Annotated in this window: 15 protein-coding genes; 9 read left to right on the forward strand and 6 right to left on the reverse strand. The window is 33.1% G+C overall.

What is annotated here, in order from left to right:
- Positions 1 to 27 precede the first annotated feature (27 nt).
- From ACLU24_RS03095 to ACLU24_RS03105, 3 genes are read right to left on the reverse strand one after another with little or no spacing between them, the layout of a single operon-like run.
- The gene (locus ACLU24_RS03095; protein ID WP_412610238.1) at positions 28 to 948 is read right to left on the reverse strand and encodes a DMT family transporter; all 921 of its coding nucleotides are present in this window, start codon (positions 946 to 948) and stop codon (positions 28 to 30) included.
- A complete protein-coding gene (locus ACLU24_RS03100) occupies positions 938 to 1,516 on the reverse strand; it encodes a hypothetical protein (RefSeq protein ID WP_412610239.1) in 579 nt (192 codons plus the stop codon). The genes ACLU24_RS03095 and ACLU24_RS03100 overlap by 11 nt, the downstream gene beginning before the upstream one ends.
- Positions 1,517 to 1,541: 25 nt before the next feature.
- Positions 1,542 to 2,963: an immunity protein Imm33 domain-containing protein gene (locus ACLU24_RS03105; protein WP_412610240.1), complete on the reverse strand. Its 1,422-nt coding sequence runs from the start codon at positions 2,961 to 2,963 to the stop codon at positions 1,542 to 1,544.
- A gap of 549 nt (positions 2,964 to 3,512) precedes the next feature.
- On the opposite strand from ACLU24_RS03105, the gene ACLU24_RS03110 reads away from it, so the two are divergent.
- From ACLU24_RS03110 to ACLU24_RS03125, 4 genes are all read left to right on the forward strand, one after another.
- Positions 3,513 to 4,172, forward strand: a complete 660-nt coding sequence (locus ACLU24_RS03110) for a response regulator transcription factor (RefSeq protein WP_412610242.1) — start codon at positions 3,513 to 3,515, stop codon at positions 4,170 to 4,172.
- A gap of 15 nt (positions 4,173 to 4,187) precedes the next feature.
- A complete protein-coding gene (locus ACLU24_RS03115) occupies positions 4,188 to 5,624 on the forward strand; it encodes a sensor histidine kinase (RefSeq protein WP_412610244.1) in 1,437 nt (478 codons plus the stop codon).
- Positions 5,617 to 6,651 (forward strand): hypothetical protein, encoded by a 1,035-nt coding sequence (locus tag ACLU24_RS03120; protein WP_412610246.1) that lies wholly within the window; start codon positions 5,617 to 5,619, stop codon positions 6,649 to 6,651. Before ACLU24_RS03115 ends, ACLU24_RS03120 begins: the two co-directional genes overlap by 8 nt.
- A gap of 97 nt (positions 6,652 to 6,748) precedes the next feature.
- Positions 6,749 to 7,768, forward strand: a complete 1,020-nt coding sequence (locus tag ACLU24_RS03125) for a lipid II:glycine glycyltransferase FemX (protein ID WP_412610247.1) — start codon at positions 6,749 to 6,751, stop codon at positions 7,766 to 7,768.
- A 64-nt stretch (positions 7,769 to 7,832) separates the two neighbouring features.
- Here the strand turns inward: ACLU24_RS03125 and ACLU24_RS03130 are convergent, their stop codons facing one another.
- The 3 genes from ACLU24_RS03130 to ACLU24_RS03140 form a co-directional block, all read right to left on the reverse strand.
- Entirely contained in the window at positions 7,833 to 9,353 is a 1,521-nt protein-coding gene (locus tag ACLU24_RS03130) for a hypothetical protein (RefSeq protein WP_412610249.1), read from the reverse strand.
- A gap of 543 nt (positions 9,354 to 9,896) precedes the next feature.
- Positions 9,897 to 10,958 carry an NAD-dependent epimerase/dehydratase family protein gene (locus ACLU24_RS03135; protein WP_412610250.1) on the reverse strand — a complete coding sequence of 354 codons (1,062 nt, stop codon included), beginning with the start codon at positions 10,956 to 10,958 and terminating at the stop codon, positions 9,897 to 9,899.
- Between the two features lie 66 nt (positions 10,959 to 11,024).
- A complete protein-coding gene (locus tag ACLU24_RS03140) occupies positions 11,025 to 11,546 on the reverse strand; it encodes a cysteine hydrolase family protein (protein WP_412610251.1) in 522 nt (173 codons plus the stop codon).
- A gap of 169 nt (positions 11,547 to 11,715) precedes the next feature.
- Between ACLU24_RS03140 and epsC the strand changes: the two genes are divergently transcribed.
- The 5 genes from epsC to ACLU24_RS03165 all read left to right on the forward strand — a co-directional run bounded on the left by epsC (position 11,716) and on the right by ACLU24_RS03165 (position 17,229).
- Entirely contained in the window at positions 11,716 to 12,672 is a 957-nt protein-coding gene (gene epsC, locus ACLU24_RS03145; RefSeq protein WP_182428519.1) for a serine O-acetyltransferase EpsC, read from the forward strand.
- A gap of 111 nt (positions 12,673 to 12,783) precedes the next feature.
- Entirely contained in the window at positions 12,784 to 13,404 is a 621-nt protein-coding gene (locus tag ACLU24_RS03150) for a TetR/AcrR family transcriptional regulator (protein WP_412610253.1), read from the forward strand.
- Between the two features lie 118 nt (positions 13,405 to 13,522).
- Positions 13,523 to 15,277: an ABC transporter ATP-binding protein gene (locus ACLU24_RS03155; RefSeq protein WP_412610254.1), complete on the forward strand. Its 1,755-nt coding sequence runs from the start codon at positions 13,523 to 13,525 to the stop codon at positions 15,275 to 15,277.
- Positions 15,270 to 17,006 carry an ABC transporter ATP-binding protein gene (locus ACLU24_RS03160; protein ID WP_412610256.1) on the forward strand — a complete coding sequence of 579 codons (1,737 nt, stop codon included), beginning with the start codon at positions 15,270 to 15,272 and terminating at the stop codon, positions 17,004 to 17,006. Before ACLU24_RS03155 ends, ACLU24_RS03160 begins: the two co-directional genes overlap by 8 nt.
- A gap of 25 nt (positions 17,007 to 17,031) precedes the next feature.
- Entirely contained in the window at positions 17,032 to 17,229 is a 198-nt protein-coding gene (locus tag ACLU24_RS03165) for a hypothetical protein (protein WP_412610257.1), read from the forward strand.
- The last annotated feature ends 11 nt before the right edge of the window (positions 17,230 to 17,240 follow it).

The raw sequence follows: 17,240 nt of genomic DNA on the forward strand, positions 1-17,240 counted from the left end.
GCTTAAAATCATTGCTGTTTATATTTTTTATTTAACCCTCCTCAGATTAACAAAGACAATGCCCGCAGTTACGAGCAATATAGAAATCAGATTAGGGATAGTGAAAATATTCTCTCCAAGTACAACCCCCGAAGTAATCGTACCAAAAACAGGAATCATAAGCGTAAAGGTGCTTATGATGCTTACATCATTATGTTTGAGTAAAACAGTCCATATAGCAAAGGATACACTTGAAATCAGTGAAAGATACGCCATAACTATGAAACAATCAAGCGAAGTGAAAGCAATTCCGCCTGAGAAAATCATACCAATGATAATCAGCAAACCTCCGCCGATAGTAAGCTGTGCCGCCGAAACAAAAACAGGGTCAGAATCTTTTGAAATCTTTTTTGCAAAAATATTGCCCAAAGCACCACAAAGATTAGATAGAAATAAAAAGCTGTCACCTATAAGAGAAAATTCCCCAATAGAATTTCCGCCACCAAGATTTATAAGAACAATACCACAAAAGCCTATGCAACAGCCAATAAGCTTTTTAGCTGTAATCTTATCGCCCTTAAAGAAAAGCGGTGCAAGTAAAACTCCCAAAAAAGCCGAAAATGAAGTATATATCGAGGATTTAGTTCCGGTAACAAAGATAAGAGCAACATAGAGAAAAATATACTGCAATGCTGTCTGCATTATTCCGAGTGAGGTCATTTTTATAAGCTCTCTTGGTTTAGGAATGAAAAATTTCTTTCTCATTATTGTAAGAGCAATATAGACAACCACTCCAGCCGAAAAAAATCTTACTCCCGCAAAGACAAGCATAGAGAGAATATCATTACTTTCTATTGAGAATATTTTATATCCTTGCTTAATTGCCGCAAAAGCAGTTCCCCATAGAGCGGTACAAAGCAGAGCTAAAAGTGTAACAACAAGTTTGTTTTTCAGAAGATTATTCTTCAATGTTGTCAGCACCCGATTTCTTTAGCATTTCTGAGATATTTTCTCTTTCAGCTTTAAGTTCATCAGCTTTTTCACGCTCATTAAAAAGTTCAGCCTTTATGATTTTTTCATCATAAAGCCTTACAAGCATAGAAAGCAAAAAGCTATCATTGTTATATTTTGAAATTTTTTCAGATAGAATATCAAAAGCCTTCTCAAACTCAGCGTATTCCTCAAGAGCGGATATGTATAATCTCATAGATTCAGCATTGAGATTTTCAGCATCAATGCCATCAAGCAAAGTATGACCGTCACGCCTTTCTCCACGCCTGTTCATAAGCATAGTTCTGAGTATAGTAAGCTCGTCCTTGCACTCTGAATTATCAGTATCAAGAATATGTCTTTCAGCCCGTTCGATATCATTTATTCTTATTAAAAATTCAATACATAGAAGTCTTGTAGGAGTTTCATAACTGATAAAGGCACAGCAATCATTGAGATATAGCTCAAGATATTTAGGGCATCTTCTTGTTTCAGAAGCTATAAAAAGCTTTTGCTTAACAAGTTCTAAAGTTTGTTGTTTATCCATTTAATTTTCCTTTCTAAATAAGGGCTTATCTCTCAAACTTGACAAATTCACCATTTTTATTTCTGATAAACATAGAGCCATATGGTTCATCAATGAATTTAAGAATACTTGGTTCATAATTGCAAAGAGTATTAAGATGATATATTCCAGCCTTGCTTGTATCATTCATATATTCATCATCTTCATCACCGGCCATAAATCTCCAGCCACTATCCTGATTATCAAGAGGTTTTTCACGATACATAAATCCGATTTCAGCACCGTCTACAATTATTCTGTCCGTAGCAAAACAACCAGTATGTGAATCTTCCGTTTCAAATAAGTCTTTCATCATTGATTTTGGAATTTTATATTTTTTGCGTCTTTTTTCGCAGAAATTTTTTCTGTTAATATCAAGAACAGGGTTTAATTCTCCAATAAGATTAAATAAATCGTCTGCACAGGTATCAATTTTATAGTTCATTTCTTCTTCATATAAAAGATATATCTGATAAAAACAAACCTTTTCACCATTCGGAAGTTCTAAAACATTATCCTCCATTAAAGGCGAATCGCCAAGAATAACACCCGAAAGTTCAGTGTTATCAAAATACGGTTCTCCGTTTGAGATTGTATGCCCCCAACCAAGCCAAGAATCTTCAAATATAGGAAGATGTGCAAGAGATTTCATAAGTCTTAGCGGCCAGAACCATTTTTCATTTGAGCTTTTAACATGCCAGTTTTTTGGCAAGCATAAAACAAGCTCAGCTCTGTCGTAAAATTCGCCATCCGGAACATTCATTTTGTGAGCTCCCATTCCACAGGTTACGAGCGTATAGAAATCGTGTTCATCATTTGGTGGAATAAGCAAAAGGTCACAGCTTATATCAGTAGTTGAAACATCACGCAGAACATTATTATATTCGCCTATATTGTTTTCAATAAACATTTCGAGGCTTACGGCGTCTTCTTCAGAATAAGTTTCAGCTACCGTATTTTGAGAATTAAAATACGAATCATATAATTCTTTGTCTAAAGCTTCAAGCTTTTGAGAATATTCAGAAAAAAGTTCTTCATTACCATATTCAGATGTAGCAAAACAAAGAAAAAGCAAAGTATCTATATCCTTTGGGTCTATTTCGTGAGTTTTTTCAAAGCAAGGGATAGCTTCTTCGTAATTTCCACTATGATAATAACTTATACCAAGATAGAAATAATATTTAGCAATTTCTTCTTCGTTATCATCAGGCTCAATAGACTCTAAAAGTTCAATGGCGTCATCATATCTATCCAAACTAAAATAAGCACCTGATAATAGTACATTAAGTTCATAAGGTCTGTCATTTTCGGGAATTTCTGTTATTACATCAATAATTTTTTCAAATTCCTCATCGTGATTCAAGACTTCAATTTTGTCGAGAAATTCTCTATATTGATTGTCGTCTGTGAAATATTGATTATCCTTCATAAAATCATTCCTTGCCTAATTACAAAATAAAATAATTTTTGAATATAAGTAATTATAGCATTGAGATTGAAAAGTGTCAACGAATAGCTAAAAAAGCGGCGTATGACCGCACAGGACAAGACACGGAATCGCTCGGCGTTGCCTCGCTCGTAGTGAGTATATGAAATTTACTCACGCGGAGGACTAAACTACAGATTAGTTTACCAACTTATCTAAGACAACTAAAAGTTTTGCTCAAGCTTTTTCAAAGGCTCGCAGTTTCTAAAAGCAGAGCCTTTGGTCACTCTCCACAAAGAGCGAAATTCTTTATGCTCCTCAAAGCACAAGAGAGTAGAAAAACATTTCAAGAAAATGTTTTTCGTAGGGGACTCTCACAGGAGGTTCCCTGAAAAATAATCGTGAATAATAACTTTGAATTTAATGGCTTTTAGAAAATTTTGCAAAATTATTACATTTTTTCGTATTATTTAATCTTCAAACGGGTTTAAACAATTTTACATTTATGTTATAATTTTTAAATAAGAAATTGATTTTAAAGGAAGAAATTCGATGATAAAATTGCTTATAGTCGAGGACGATAAGAATATAGTAAAAATGCTTGAGGCAACTGTTTCAATAGCCGGTTATGAAAGTGATTCTTGCTATGACGGAAAAACTGCTATTGAGAAAATAAACGAGAACGATTATGATTTAATTTTGCTTGATGTAATGTTACCAAATTTCAATGGTTTTCAAATTATGGAATACATAGACACAGAAAAAACTCCCGTAATATTTCTCACAGCCTTGCAAGATGTTACAGATAAGGTAAAAGGCTTAAAGCTTGGGGCGGAAGACTATATAGTTAAGCCATTCGAGGCGGTAGAACTTCTTGCAAGGATTGAAGTTATACTAAGACGCAGACACAAAAACAACAATATAATAAAATATGGCGATATAACGGTAGACATTTCACGCCACATAATAAAGAAACATGGAGTAGAAATTCAGCTTACGCCAAAGGAATTTGAGCTTACACTATTCTTTATGCAAAATCTTGATATAGCTCTTACAAGAGAACGCCTGATTTCAGCAGTATGGGGTTATGAATATATGGGTGAAACCAGAACAGTAGATACTCATGTTCAGCAAATCCGTAAAAAACTTGGCTTGCAGGATTCTCTCATAACTGTTCCGAAACTTGGATATAGGCTTGAAAGTAAATCATAATCAGAGGTGAACTAATTGAAGCTATGGTTTAAGGTATTTATTTCGGCTTTGTTTCTTGTAATTGCCGCTATAAATGCCACAGCATTAGTAGTTCTTTCAAATAATCAGCATATGACAATAACTCGTGAGAGAAGTCGTGCAGTATCCTCACACGAGTTTATTTGTGCATCAATCAGTAATAATATAACCTATCAAAGAATGAAATCAGAAGCCTTTATGCTTTCTAAAGATGATATAGATAAAGTTATCGAGCATATACTTTCCCAACAGCTTGAAGAAAATGCTCTTGCGATAATATCAGATAACGAAAATAATATATCCTATTACGGCGAAGAAAAGCCTGATATAAAAACACTTTCTGAAAGAATTACAAGCGAAGACAATCTCGCTTCAATAATATTGGATTGCGGCGAGAATACATATATGTTTGTCGGTTCAATATCAAGCTTTGAAGGTAAGGAATATAAAGTTTTTACGGCTAATAATATCACCGAAGTTTATAATGAAAGAAATAAGGAATTGTTTTTTGTGCAGATTATTTCGGTTGTTTTGGCAGCAGTGATTGCGGTAATCTTACTTTTACTTATAAAATTACTTTTCAGACCTCTTGGCAGAATCAATAAAACCATCAATAAAATAGCCGGAGGAGATTATAGCCTTAGAATAATTGCAAGTGGCAGCGAAGAATTTCAACAACTTGCAAATAATGTAAATTCTATGGCTGTTTCTGTTGAGGAAAATTATAACAGAATAGAATCAATAGCCGAAGATAGAAAACGCTTTATAGACAGTCTTTCTCACGAAATGAAAACCCCATTGACATCTATACTTGGTTTTGCGGATATTTTAAGGATAAAGAAAAATGTAACCCCAGCTGAGCTTAATGAATATTCATCTATTATAGTAGAGGAATCAAAGCGTTTAAAAGCTCTTTCGGGTAAGCTTATGGAGCTTGTTTCCTCCGGAGATTCCAAGCTTGAACTAAGTCCGGTCAGAACAGATGCAATATTGAACGAACTTAGTATAGTATTTGAGCCTATGATGAAAGCTAAGTCTATAACACTTTTTACTTATAGTGAGCCTTTAATAATAAATGTAGATGCAGATTTATTTAAATCAGTAATATATAACTTTGTAGATAATGCAGTTAAAGCGTCATTTGAGGGAGGAAAGATTGAGCTTACTTGTCGTAGTGAGGGAGAGTATGCTGTAATTACAGTGCGTGATTATGGTATGGGAATAGCCGAGGAAGATAAAAAGCGAATTTTTGAACCGTTTTATATGGCAGATAAAGTCCGTTCAAGAAAACTTGGCGGAGCAGGCTTAGGACTTGCTCTGTGTGCAGAGATTGCTAAAAAACATAATGCAAAAATAGAGCTTGAAAGTGAACTTGGTAAAGGCACTACTATAAGTATACGTATAAAGCAAAGTGGGGGTAAAATCAATGGGTAAATTAAAAAAATTCATACTACCGACCTTGCTTTTAACGCTTGCTATGGGAGCGGAAATAACAGGTATAATCCTTTGCGGAAAAATGTTGCCTGATTATAAAAATGAAATTTTCACCGAGGAAAAGAAAAATATAACACAGCTTATTTTTGTAGATGATGGAGATAATTCTCGCTTTTATCCGTGGCTCTCATATCGTGAAGATGAATTGATTTCCGCACCATCATATATTACAAGTCACATTTATGACCAAAGCTTAGATACGTTTGCAAATGGTTTGGGTGATGATAGATATAATTATGACGATGAAGCATTGAAAAAGATTATGTTGGAGAACATTAATAAGATGATATTTTATGTTATTCAAACTCTTGATATAAATAATATTCCAAAAGAAAATACAGATTTTTCTCAAAATGTTGAATTTGACAATAATGCATCAATTATGCATATAAAAGATTTCAAATATACAAACCAAAATAATAAAGTAAAGCTTTTAGATTTAGTTGTGAAATTAGGAGATAACAGTATCTTATATTTCAGAGTAAGAAGTGAAAATCCACCTAAACCAGATTCTCAAGAAATAAATCAAAAAAGCAAAGAAATTTCAGAAGATGTGTGTTCTATCATAGATTACTTAACGAAACCTATGGAATCGCAATATTCTGAATTAGCACTCACAGATATGTATTTTTCTGAACAAAACGAATATGAAGAAGATGTTGCCGAACAACCCTTAGAGAGTAATATAATATATGATTATATATCATCAATTTATATGCCTGAAATGTATATAGATAACGGAAATTATGTTTTTTCAACAATAGCCGATGATAAGTTTGCGTTTCCAATAAGAGTAGTTATTTCATCAATGATTTCAAACTCACAATATACAGTTTTTTCTAATGGAGATGAACTGATACTTGTTTTAAGTGGAAATGACAACACTTCAAAATATTCAGATACGATTTTATATTACAGCATAAGCGATAAGAAAATTACAGGTTTTAGTATGAGAAGCACATTTTAACAACTTTCTTACAAAAAACAGAATACTCTGTAACAGCTCCTGCATTATATTTGATTTATTAAGATAATGCAGGAGTTTTTATGGAGGAATTTCAAAAATGAAACAATATATGTCGGAATATGAAAAATTTGTGTTTTTAAATAGTTCGGGTAGCTTTACACAATCTGAAAATTGGTGCAAAATAAAAAACGAATGGCAGTCTGAGAGAATAATAATTCGTGATAAGAGCGGAAATATTTTAGGTACTATGCAAATTCTGATTAGGAATGTTCCGCTTATGAATACAGTTTTTATGTATGCACCAAGAGGTCCTGTGTGCGATTATCATAATTTCGATGTACTTAATAAAATTGTTGAGCAAGCAAAGCTTCTTGCAGAAAAACATAAAGCATATATGCTTAAAATTGACCCTATGATTTCATATGATGATGTTGAATCCATAGAAAATTTAAAACGCTTGGGCTTTGAATATAACGCTGATACACCAGAAGATAATACAATTCAGTGCCAGCGTAACTATATACTTGATATTAAAAATAGAAATGAAGATGAAGTTTTTTCATCATTCCATTCAAAATGGAGATATAATATAAGACTTGCCCTTCGCAAAGGTGTTTCTTGTAAATATTATGGGGCAGAAAAGCTTGATGATTTTTGTAAACTTATGCAAGCAACAGGAAAACGAGATGGCTTTGCTATTCGCTCTAAGGAATATTTTGAGAAATTTTTCTCTGCCTTTGGAGAAAATACCAGACTTTATATGTGCTATGCTCCTGATGGTGAAGCGATTTCAGGAGCATTAACAGTAAGATATGGCAATAGAGTCAGCTATGTTTATGGAGCATCAAGTGATAATCAAAGAAATCTTATGCCGAATTATCTAATGCAATGGAACATGATGAAATGGGCTATTGAATCAAAGTGTGATATATATGATTTTATGGGTATACCACATTGCGATGAAGAAAATCACTCCAATTACGGAGTATATCGTTTCAAAAAGGGCTTTAATGGTGAGATTATAAAGTACGCTGGTGAATTTGATTATATTTTTTCAAATGTAAAGCATACAGTAATTTCGTTTTTATTACATTCCATAGGCTATAAAAAGCTATAATTCAATCAAAAATCCCCGAAGAATAACTTCGGGGATTTTTTACATTTAGAAACAAGTATCAAGATTATTGTGCAGTATCAAGCTCAATTATTTTTCCGTCAAATTTTTTCTCATAAGTTGATAAAGCATTTCGAACCATATTGAATAGCACTTCATAAATACCACCATATTTTTTGAGCGTGCAAACACTTCTATAAGAATAGCTAAGGTGTTTACAACCCTCAGCCTTTTTGCCGTATTTAAAATCGAGCATAGCAAGCTGATAAAGAGTATATGAATAAGAGTATATAAGTGAAATTTTTTCAGATTCCATATTCAGTTCTTCCTTCATTATATCTAAAGCATTGTTATAGGAAGAAATAGCAGACTGATACATTCTTGCTCTGAAATAAGTGTCAGCAAGATTTACATAGCATCTTCTGCGGACAGATAAAGCATATTTGTCAGATTTAAAAATTTCATTATCCGTATATTGCTTAATTTGTCTAAAAGCAAGTCTTGCTGTTTCAATAGCCATACCTTGCTCATCAAGACATTTTGAAAAAATCATACTAATATCAGTATATATATCACTGATTTTATTTGAACGCTTAAAGCCTTCCTCATAGTCTGACCATATATCAAGTAGTTTATATTGTATTTCAATGGCCTTCATATACTTTTGCTTTTCGCAAAGGACAAGACTTTGGGTAGAATAAAGAATATCTATAATGTCGCAGAAATCATTAAAGCTATTTTCTTTTATACGCTCGCAGAAAGAAAGACCATTTTCAATAGCTTTTTCTGTGCTTTCATAGTCTTTAGCCTCAAGAAACGCTCTGCCAAGAATACTATATGAATTTGCGATATATTTAATTAAATCTTTATTATCACCGTATTTTTCAGAAATCTCATTTAATATATCCAAACATTTTTGAGTTTGCCTGATAGCATCATCAATCTGATTAATTTCAAGCATAATTATAGCAATATTTATGTTATTTACCGCAATTATCATACTGTTTTCATAGCAATTTTCGGGTTGATTCTCAAGAATATCTGAAGATTTATTAAAATAAGTAATAGATTTATCAGGGGCAATATCCTGATAAGCATAGGCAATTCTGCGATTAAGAAAAGAAACCCATTTATAATCTGGATTTGACTCATTTTTAAGTAGAAGCTTTAGAGCGGTTTTAGCATGGCTAAGAGCTTTAAAATCCATATTTAAAGCGGAATAGTGTATAGCTAAATCTGAATATACTTCCCAAATATCTCTCCAGAATTCATTTCCTCCAGCTTCCTTATATCGCTTTGCAATTTTCAATTCTGCATTGCGAAATTTAAGAGCATTAAGATGATTTTGGAATTTCCCTTCAAAAATTTCAGCAAAATCACAAACAATTTCCGCCAAATCATATAAGTATTCTAAAAGTGAATGATTTGATAAATATGGATTATCGTCAATATGCAAATGATTTATTTCAGTATATATTTCTTGAATATATAGTTCTATTATTTCTTGAGTAGGGGGAGTATCCTGTTGATGAATTTCTTCAAGAAATTCATTTAAACGCTCAATTATCATACCATATTGCTCATTCATTATAAATTCTCCTTATTGTTCTTTCGGATTTCGGATTTTCATATTCTCGGTTTTTAAGTGATAAATTTTCAAATACATATATAATTAATTGTGTAAACTTTTAATGATAGAATATTAATATAAAAATGACTTTTTATAAGTTGAATAAAAGTAGAGTTCTTACATTATTATACTTACTTTTAACGAATTGGTCAAGATAAAAATCATTAAATTTCATATAAAAACGCAAAAAGGCCACCAAAAAATAATTTTGGTAGCCAAAAGTGCAGTATAAAGGGATTTTTTGGTATATTACTATATTAATAAATTAGTCCTTTATACTATTTATTTTAAAATCAAAAGTCTTTGTTGTATTATTTTAAAATTTAATTTTTCAAATAGAGAATAAATATAAGTGCCGATTTTTTTCAGAAATTACTGTACAAAAGTGACTTTTTATATCTGTGCGTATATAACTATTTATTATATCGAATTTTGTAAGAAAATAACACAATTTATGTAAACTGCATTATATTATACTTATATGTGGTTTAATTTTCCTGATTAAGAATTTTGCCAACTTTTAATCATTCTTTCATACATTTCTGGCAAATCAACATCACTTTTCCAACCAAGTGAACGAATCTTTTCTGAGGAAAGTTTCATTTTTACAGATGGTGCATAGCCAAATTTCAATGCATCTTCTGGAATATCAAAAACAACAGAGATTTTTCCACTCTTTTCTGCAACCATTTGAGCCATTTCTGCTATGGTCATATTTGTGTTTTCATTTGTGATATTATAAGCTGTGCCATTTTCGCCACGAATAAGTATATATAATATTCCAAGCACGCAATCACGAGTGTAGCAATAGTTTCCTGTAGATTCTCCTTTTGTATGAAGAACAATATCCTCCTCATTTATAAGGCTTCTCGCAAACTGTGCGAAAACTCTTGTTTCATCCTTGCTTACTCCGGCACCAAAGGTCTGGGCAAGACGAGCCATTTTAACAGGAAGATTATATTCGTGAGCATAGGAAGCACAAAGGCACTCGCACATTCTTTTTCCCTCAGGATAACAACTTCTTACATTAAGTACATCTACATAACCGTAATTATCTTCGCTCACATATGGCAGAGAAGCATCAGGAGAGCCGTAAACCTCCATACTTGATATATAAACAACCGATTTAACATTGTTTTCTTTAGCAAGCTCTAAGATATTTCGTGTGCCATCAACAGCAACACAGATTGTTTCAACTGGTTTAGTGACCATTTCTTTAGAGTTAGTAACACTTGCACAGTGAATTATGTAATCAATTTTATATTCAGTCTGAATTTTTTTAAGAACATCTCCGATAACAAGTGAAATATCTCCACGCTCAAGAAGTTCGCCAAATACAGTTTTTGCTTTTTCAGGATTTCTTACAAGAGCAAGAATTTTCATATCAGCATTATGAATACGGTTTATAGCTGCAAGAGCCTTTGCAGTATAAGAACCGACAAGTCCTGTCGCACCTGTAACGAGGATAGTGGAATTTTTAAGCTTATCAATATCAGGAAAAGAGTTTGCAATATAATCCAAATCTTCTTGTAAAATATAATCTTTAGTTTCAAATGTACTCATTTATTTAATTCCTTTCAACCTTAATTTTATAAATTTATTATATCAATCTGTGTTTAAATATGCAACTCATATAACGATAATCTTCATACTTTCCATAATGTTGATAGCACTTTCTAAAAGCTTTTCATTTTCACTTGCAATACAACTTCTATCAACTATAATTTCAGAACTAGGGCAGGCTGTTTTAGCTATAACAGCATTAGCAAGAACACATATATCAGCCGAAACTCCGGCAAGCTCAATCTTTTTGAAATCTTTCTTTCTAAGATATTCAAAAAGTTCCATAGATGCAAAACTTGATTTTATAAAGCAAGGGTCATTTTCTTTGCATAGTTCATTTATTTCGCCGAATAATCTCCATTCGTGGTGTTTACCTACGCATTTTTTTGCAGAATATAGCTTTCCGCTAAACTGATAAAGCACTTTATCTTTATGCGTATCAAGCGTAAAAGCAATAGTGGCATTATCCTTACGATACTCTTTGATTTTCTCAGCAATATTATTTTCTATATTTTCAGCCTGCAAAAAACCGAACTTGCCATTGACAAATTCGGTTTGATAATCTACTATAATTAAAATTTTTTTCATAAGCCAAACCCTCCCATTTCAATTATTTTATGAAGGAGGTAAGCTAATATTCACAGCCATTGTATATATAATTGTCAATGTTTATTTCTTTAAGTTTAATGTGCTTGCAAAACCACATAGTGCAGAGTATAATGTTAAAAGATATACTTATAGATTGGAGATGCACAATATGACAACAATAGAAAATGAAATAGTAAACTTAGTTGATGATATTATCGCAGACTATGACAAAGGTCGTTCTATTGATAAAATCAACACTTTCAGTCAGCCTGATAAAGAGGTTGTTATTGATATTGTAAATAAGCTTCAGAAAATCATTTTTTCGGGCTACTTCAAGAATAAATCCTATCGCAGTTATACTTTAAAGAATAATGTTACAATGCTTCTTGAAGATGTTCTCTATAATCTCTGCAAGCAAATTTCATTAGTGCTTAAATATTCCAAAGATTATAAAGACCTCAATGAAAGCAGTCTTTATGCGGAATCTCAGAAAATTGCTCTTACATTTCTGAAAAAAATACCTCATATAAGAGAATATATAGAAACAGATGTTCAGGCAGCATTTGAGGGTGACCCTGCAGCATTTAATAAAGAGGAAATTATTATCTCATATCCTGGACTATATGCAATATTTATAAATAGAATTGCACACGAACTTTATAAGCTTTCTGTGCCGCTTATTCCACGAATGATGACCGAATACGCTCATAGTAAAACAGGTATAGACATTCACCCAGGTGCAGAAATCGGAAAATATTTCTTTATCGACCACGGAACTGGTATAGTTATCGGCGAAACTACAATTATAGGCGATAATGTAAAGGTTTATCAAGGTGTCACTCTTGGTGCATTATCTACAAGAGGTGGACAGAAGCTCAAGAATAAAAAGCGTCACCCAACAATCGAAGATAATGTAACAATCTACTCTGGAGCATCAATTCTTGGTGGAGAAACAGTTGTCGGCAAAGATGTTGTTGTTGGCGGTAATGCTTTTATTACGAAATCTATTCAAGCTGGGGCAAGGGTAAGTATAAAGAATCAAGAATTAAGCTGTAATTATGATGCGGAACACCCTGTTGAAAGGGCAGAGCTTGAGCAAGACGAAAGCTGGTATTATGTTATATAAGTTTATATATTGAGCAATTATTGATTTAACTATATTGACAAAGCGAATATGATATGCTAAGATAACAGTGTTATATAACACTGTTATCTTTTTTTGAAAGGAAGTGAATCGTTGTCCATAGATAAAAATACGAAAAAGCGTATCGAAGAATCAGCTATTAAGGAATTTATGGAAAAGGGCTTTGCAAAGGCTTCTTTAAGACAAATAGTTAAGAATGCAGGTCTTACAACCGGAGCATTCTATAAATATTATCCTACGAAAGATGCTTTATTTGCGAGCCTTGTAGAACCATATGCCAATAAGCTTTACTCCATATATGATGTTACAATAGAGGATTTTCAGAGTCTTCCTGCAAGTCAGCAACAGAAAAATATGATTGAAGCATCATCTGGTGGAATAACAGAAATGCTTGAGTACATTTATGAGCATTATGATAATTTCAAATTACTTCTATGTAAGGCAGACGGAACACCATTTACTTCGTTTATACATAATCTTGTTGAGCGAGAAGTAAAATCAACTGTCAAATTTATAGATGATATGCGAGCATCTGGCGTTGAAATTCCTGAAATAGATGTGGAATTTGTCCATATGATTACCAGTGGTATGTTTTTGTCAGTATTTGAGATTGTTGCCCACGATATGCAAAAGGATATTGCTATTAAAAGGGTACAAAAAATCAAGGAGTTTTATACAGGCGGTTGGGAAAGAATGTTAGGATTTTCATTTTAAACTTTGCCTGTCAGAAATAGTAACATTGAAATAAACCTCGTATCTATAAAAGCAGATACGAGCAATTTATTCATCAAAGGTTAGCTATTTCTAACTATTTTAAAAAAGGAGAATAAAAATGCAAAAAGAAAAATCCTCTCTTAGCTGGATAATGCAATGGGCTGGTACACATAAAGTTTTGTATATAGTAAGCGTTATTCTGGCAGTATTCAATGTTATTTTTAAGATGATACCATATTTCATAATAGGAGATATAATATCTAAGCTTGTAAATGGAGAAAATAATCTTAATACATATCTTATCGAAGTCGCTTTAATTGCCGCTTCATTTGTAGTTGCAGAGATATTCCATTCTATTTCGACTGCACTTTCTCACAAAGCAACATTTACAGTTCTTGCGGCAATACGCAAGGATACTTGTGATAAGCTTTCAAGAGTTCCTCTTGGATATGTCAAGGATATGCAGTCAGGAACATTAAAAAATATTATGGTAGAAAGAATAGACAGTATCGAAACAACACTTGCACATATCGTTCCTGAATTTACATCGAATATTATTCCGCCGATATTTGTAGTTGTTTATCTTTTCATTATAGATTGGCGAATGGCTTTACTTTCTTTGGTTACAGTTGTCTTAGGATTTGCTTCAACCTTTGGTATGTTTGTTGGTTATGAAGAAAATTTCAAAAACACAATAGTTAAAACAAAGGCTCTTAATGATTCTGCAGTTGAATATATCAACGGAATTGAGGTTATAAAGGCATTCGGCAAGGCCGATTCTTCATATGAAAAGTTTACAGTTGCTGCAAGAGAAGGTGCAGATGCCTTTATAAACTGGATGAGAAAGTGCAATGTTTTCCATTGTATTTCATTCGTGTTGACGCCATATACTTTGCTTACAGTTCTTCCGTTTGGTGCGATGTTCATTATGAATGGTACACTTTCTGTCGCAAATTTCATTATGTGTATAATTCTTTCACTCGGAATAGTTGGTCCGCTCTTGACTGTTACAAGCTATACAGATGATTTAGGCAAGATGGGCAGTATTGTAGGAGAAGTAACAGGAATTTTAACTCATCAAGAGCTTGACAGACCTGAAAAATCCAGAAAAAAGCCTGCTGATGCTTCAGTTAAGTTAACAGATGTAAGCTTTGGTTATCACGAAAAAGAAGTTCTACACAATATAAATATGGATATGAAGTCAGGAACTATAAATGCTATTGTAGGACCTTCCGGAAGCGGTAAATCTACGATTGCAAAGCTTATTGCGTCTTTGTGGGATGCAAATAGCGGAAAGATAGAAATTGGCGGTGTAAATATCAAAGATTTATCGCTGAAAGAATACAATAAAAACATTGCTTATGTTGCTCAAGATAACTACCTCTTCAATGAAACAGTAAGAGAAAATATCCGACAAGGTAATCTTAATGCAACAGATGAAGAAGTTGAAGAGGCTGCAAAAAAGAGTGGCTGTTACGACTTTATAATGTCATTGGAGAATGGTTTTGATACAGTTGTAGGTGGTGCAGGAGGTCATCTCTCCGGCGGTGAAAGGCAAAGAATTTCCATTGCAAGAGCTATGCTTAAAAATGCACCTATCGTAATTTTAGACGAAGCAACGGCTTATACAGACCCAGAAAATGAATCTATTGTTCAGGCATCAGTTGCAAAGCTTGTAGAGGGCAAAACCTTAATAGTAATTGCACATAGACTTTCAACGATTACTGATGCAGATAGAATCTTTGTTGTCAATGATGGCAAGATAGAGGAACAGGGAACACATAATGAACTTCTTACAGAAAATGGACTTTATAAAAAGATGTGGGAAGCTCATATATCCGTAAAGGATAACGGAGGTGAAGGCAATGATTAAAATATTGCATAAATTCTTTAATTTTTGCGGAAAGAATAATAAAAGAAAGTTTCAGATTTCTATTTTTCTGGGAGCTATACAGGCACTTTGTGAGGCCATGAAAATTCCGGCAATAATGATTATCTTAATAGCTATTATGAATAATAGTCTTAATACCGGAGTAATTTTCACAACTCTTGGAATTATGATTGGCTCTATGATTATAGATTTTATTACAAGAATGCGTTCTAATATGCTTCAGACTGAAGCTGGCTACGGTGCAGCAACATTTAAAAGAATTGAAATAGCACAGCATCTCAGATATTTGCCTATGGGATATTTTAATAAAAATAGTCTTGGCTCAATAACTTCTGTCACAACTAATACTATGGAGAATCTTGGAGATATTGCAACAAGAGTTGTTATGCTTAGTACACAGGGAATACTTAACACAGCATTGATTCTTGCTATGCTTATTGTCTTTGATTATAGAATAGGTCTTATCGGCACAGCAGGTGTTATTGTTTTCCTGATAGTCAATACGCGTATGCAGAACGCAGGAAAAAAGCTTTCAAAAGATAAGATTGATTCAGACCATACTCTCGTAAGTGAGATTATAGAATACATACAAGGAATTTCAGAGGTTAAATCTTATAACCTTGTAGGCTTACAGACCAAAAAACTCAATAAAGCTATAGATAAAAATGCTAAGATAAATACTAAAATGGAATTTGCATTTATTCCGTTTATGACGCTTCAGGTCTGTGTAACAAAGTTAACAGGTGCAATTATGATGATAAGTTCTATTGCACTCTATCTTAATGGAAAAATGGACTTAATGATTTGCATAGGTATGTCAATTTGTGCATTTATGCTCTATTCAAGCCTTGAACAAGCCGGAAACTACTCTGCACTTCTCCATACTATTGATGTTTGCATAGATAAAGCACAGGAAATTCTCGACCTTGATACTATGGATATAGATGGCAAGGATATTCAGCCGGAAAATCATAATATAGATATAGAAAATATAACTTTCTCCTATGATAAGAGAAAGATTATCGATGGCATTACTTTACACATTCCTGAAAAAACAACTACTGCAATAGTCGGACCAAGCGGTGGCGGTAAAACTACTCTCTGTAACTTGATTTCAAGATTCTGGGATGTAAACAGTGGTGAGATAAAGCTCGGCGGAGTAAATGTTAAAGATTATAGTATGGATAGCCTTATGAAGAATTTTAGCTTTGTTTTTCAGAATGTTTATCTCTTTGCCGATACAGTAGCTAATAATATTAAGTTCGGCAGAGAAAATGCAACTATGGAAGAAGTTATAGCTGCGGCTAAAAAAGCTTGCTGTCACGATTTTATAATGAGCTTGCCAAATGGTTATGATACCGTTATCGGAGAGGGCGGTGCAAGTATTTCAGGAGGCGAAAAGCAAAGAATTTCTATTGCAAGAGCAATTATGAAGGATTCGCCGATTATAATTCTTGATGAAGCGACAGCAAATGTAGACCCAGAAAATGAAAAAGAACTTGTAGACGCTATTGACGCACTTACAAAAGAAAAAACTATAATTATGATTGCACACAGACTTAAAACTGTTCGTAATGCAAACCAAATTGTAGTTGTTGATAAGGGCAAGATTGCACAACTTGGTACACACAATGAGCTTATGAGTCAGGACGGAATATATAAACGCTTTGTAAACGCCAGAGAGCAGGCTACAAGCTGGAAATTAAAATAATAAATTTAGAAAGGTGCAACTGCCTATGTCTGATACTAAGACTTTAATCAATGGTGTCCCTGAAACAATGTTGCAGACGCTCTATGCAAGAGCAAAGGAATCACAAAAGGAAAAACATTGTATTTATGATGAAAAAGCGATAGAGATTGTTTCTAAGCTAAACTATGATTTTTCCCTTGCCGATAAAGACAAAAGGTATGGAAGTTTTTATGCCTATATATAAAATTATCGGCA

It is taken from the genome of Pseudoruminococcus sp. (genome assembly GCF_047012705.1).
GTDB lineage: Bacteria > Bacillota > Clostridia > Oscillospirales > Acutalibacteraceae > Pseudoruminococcus.

Bases quoted from the DNA above. Each gene is read 5' to 3' on its own strand.
- ACLU24_RS03100 (WP_412610239.1), bottom strand. From the start codon at position 1,516: ATGGATAAACAACAAACTTTAGAACTTGTTAAGCAAAAGCTTTTTATA.
- ACLU24_RS03105 (WP_412610240.1), bottom strand. From the start codon at position 2,963: ATGAAGGATAATCAATATTTCACAGACGACAATCAATATAGAGAATTT.
- ACLU24_RS03110 (WP_412610242.1), top strand. From the start codon at position 3,513: ATGATAAAATTGCTTATAGTCGAGGACGATAAGAATATAGTAAAAATG.
- ACLU24_RS03120 (WP_412610246.1), top strand. From the start codon at position 5,617: ATGGGTAAATTAAAAAAATTCATACTACCGACCTTGCTTTTAACGCTT.
- ACLU24_RS03125 (WP_412610247.1), top strand. From the start codon at position 6,749: ATGAAACAATATATGTCGGAATATGAAAAATTTGTGTTTTTAAATAGT.
- ACLU24_RS03130 (WP_412610249.1), bottom strand. From the start codon at position 9,353: ATGAATGAGCAATATGGTATGATAATTGAGCGTTTAAATGAATTTCTT.
- ACLU24_RS03135 (WP_412610250.1), bottom strand. From the start codon at position 10,958: ATGAGTACATTTGAAACTAAAGATTATATTTTACAAGAAGATTTGGAT.
- ACLU24_RS03140 (WP_412610251.1), bottom strand. From the start codon at position 11,546: ATGAAAAAAATTTTAATTATAGTAGATTATCAAACCGAATTTGTCAAT.
- epsC (WP_182428519.1), top strand. From the start codon at position 11,716: ATGACAACAATAGAAAATGAAATAGTAAACTTAGTTGATGATATTATC.
- ACLU24_RS03155 (WP_412610254.1), top strand. From the start codon at position 13,523: ATGCAAAAAGAAAAATCCTCTCTTAGCTGGATAATGCAATGGGCTGGT.
- ACLU24_RS03160 (WP_412610256.1), top strand. From the start codon at position 15,270: ATGATTAAAATATTGCATAAATTCTTTAATTTTTGCGGAAAGAATAAT.
- ACLU24_RS03165 (WP_412610257.1), top strand. From the start codon at position 17,032: ATGTCTGATACTAAGACTTTAATCAATGGTGTCCCTGAAACAATGTTG.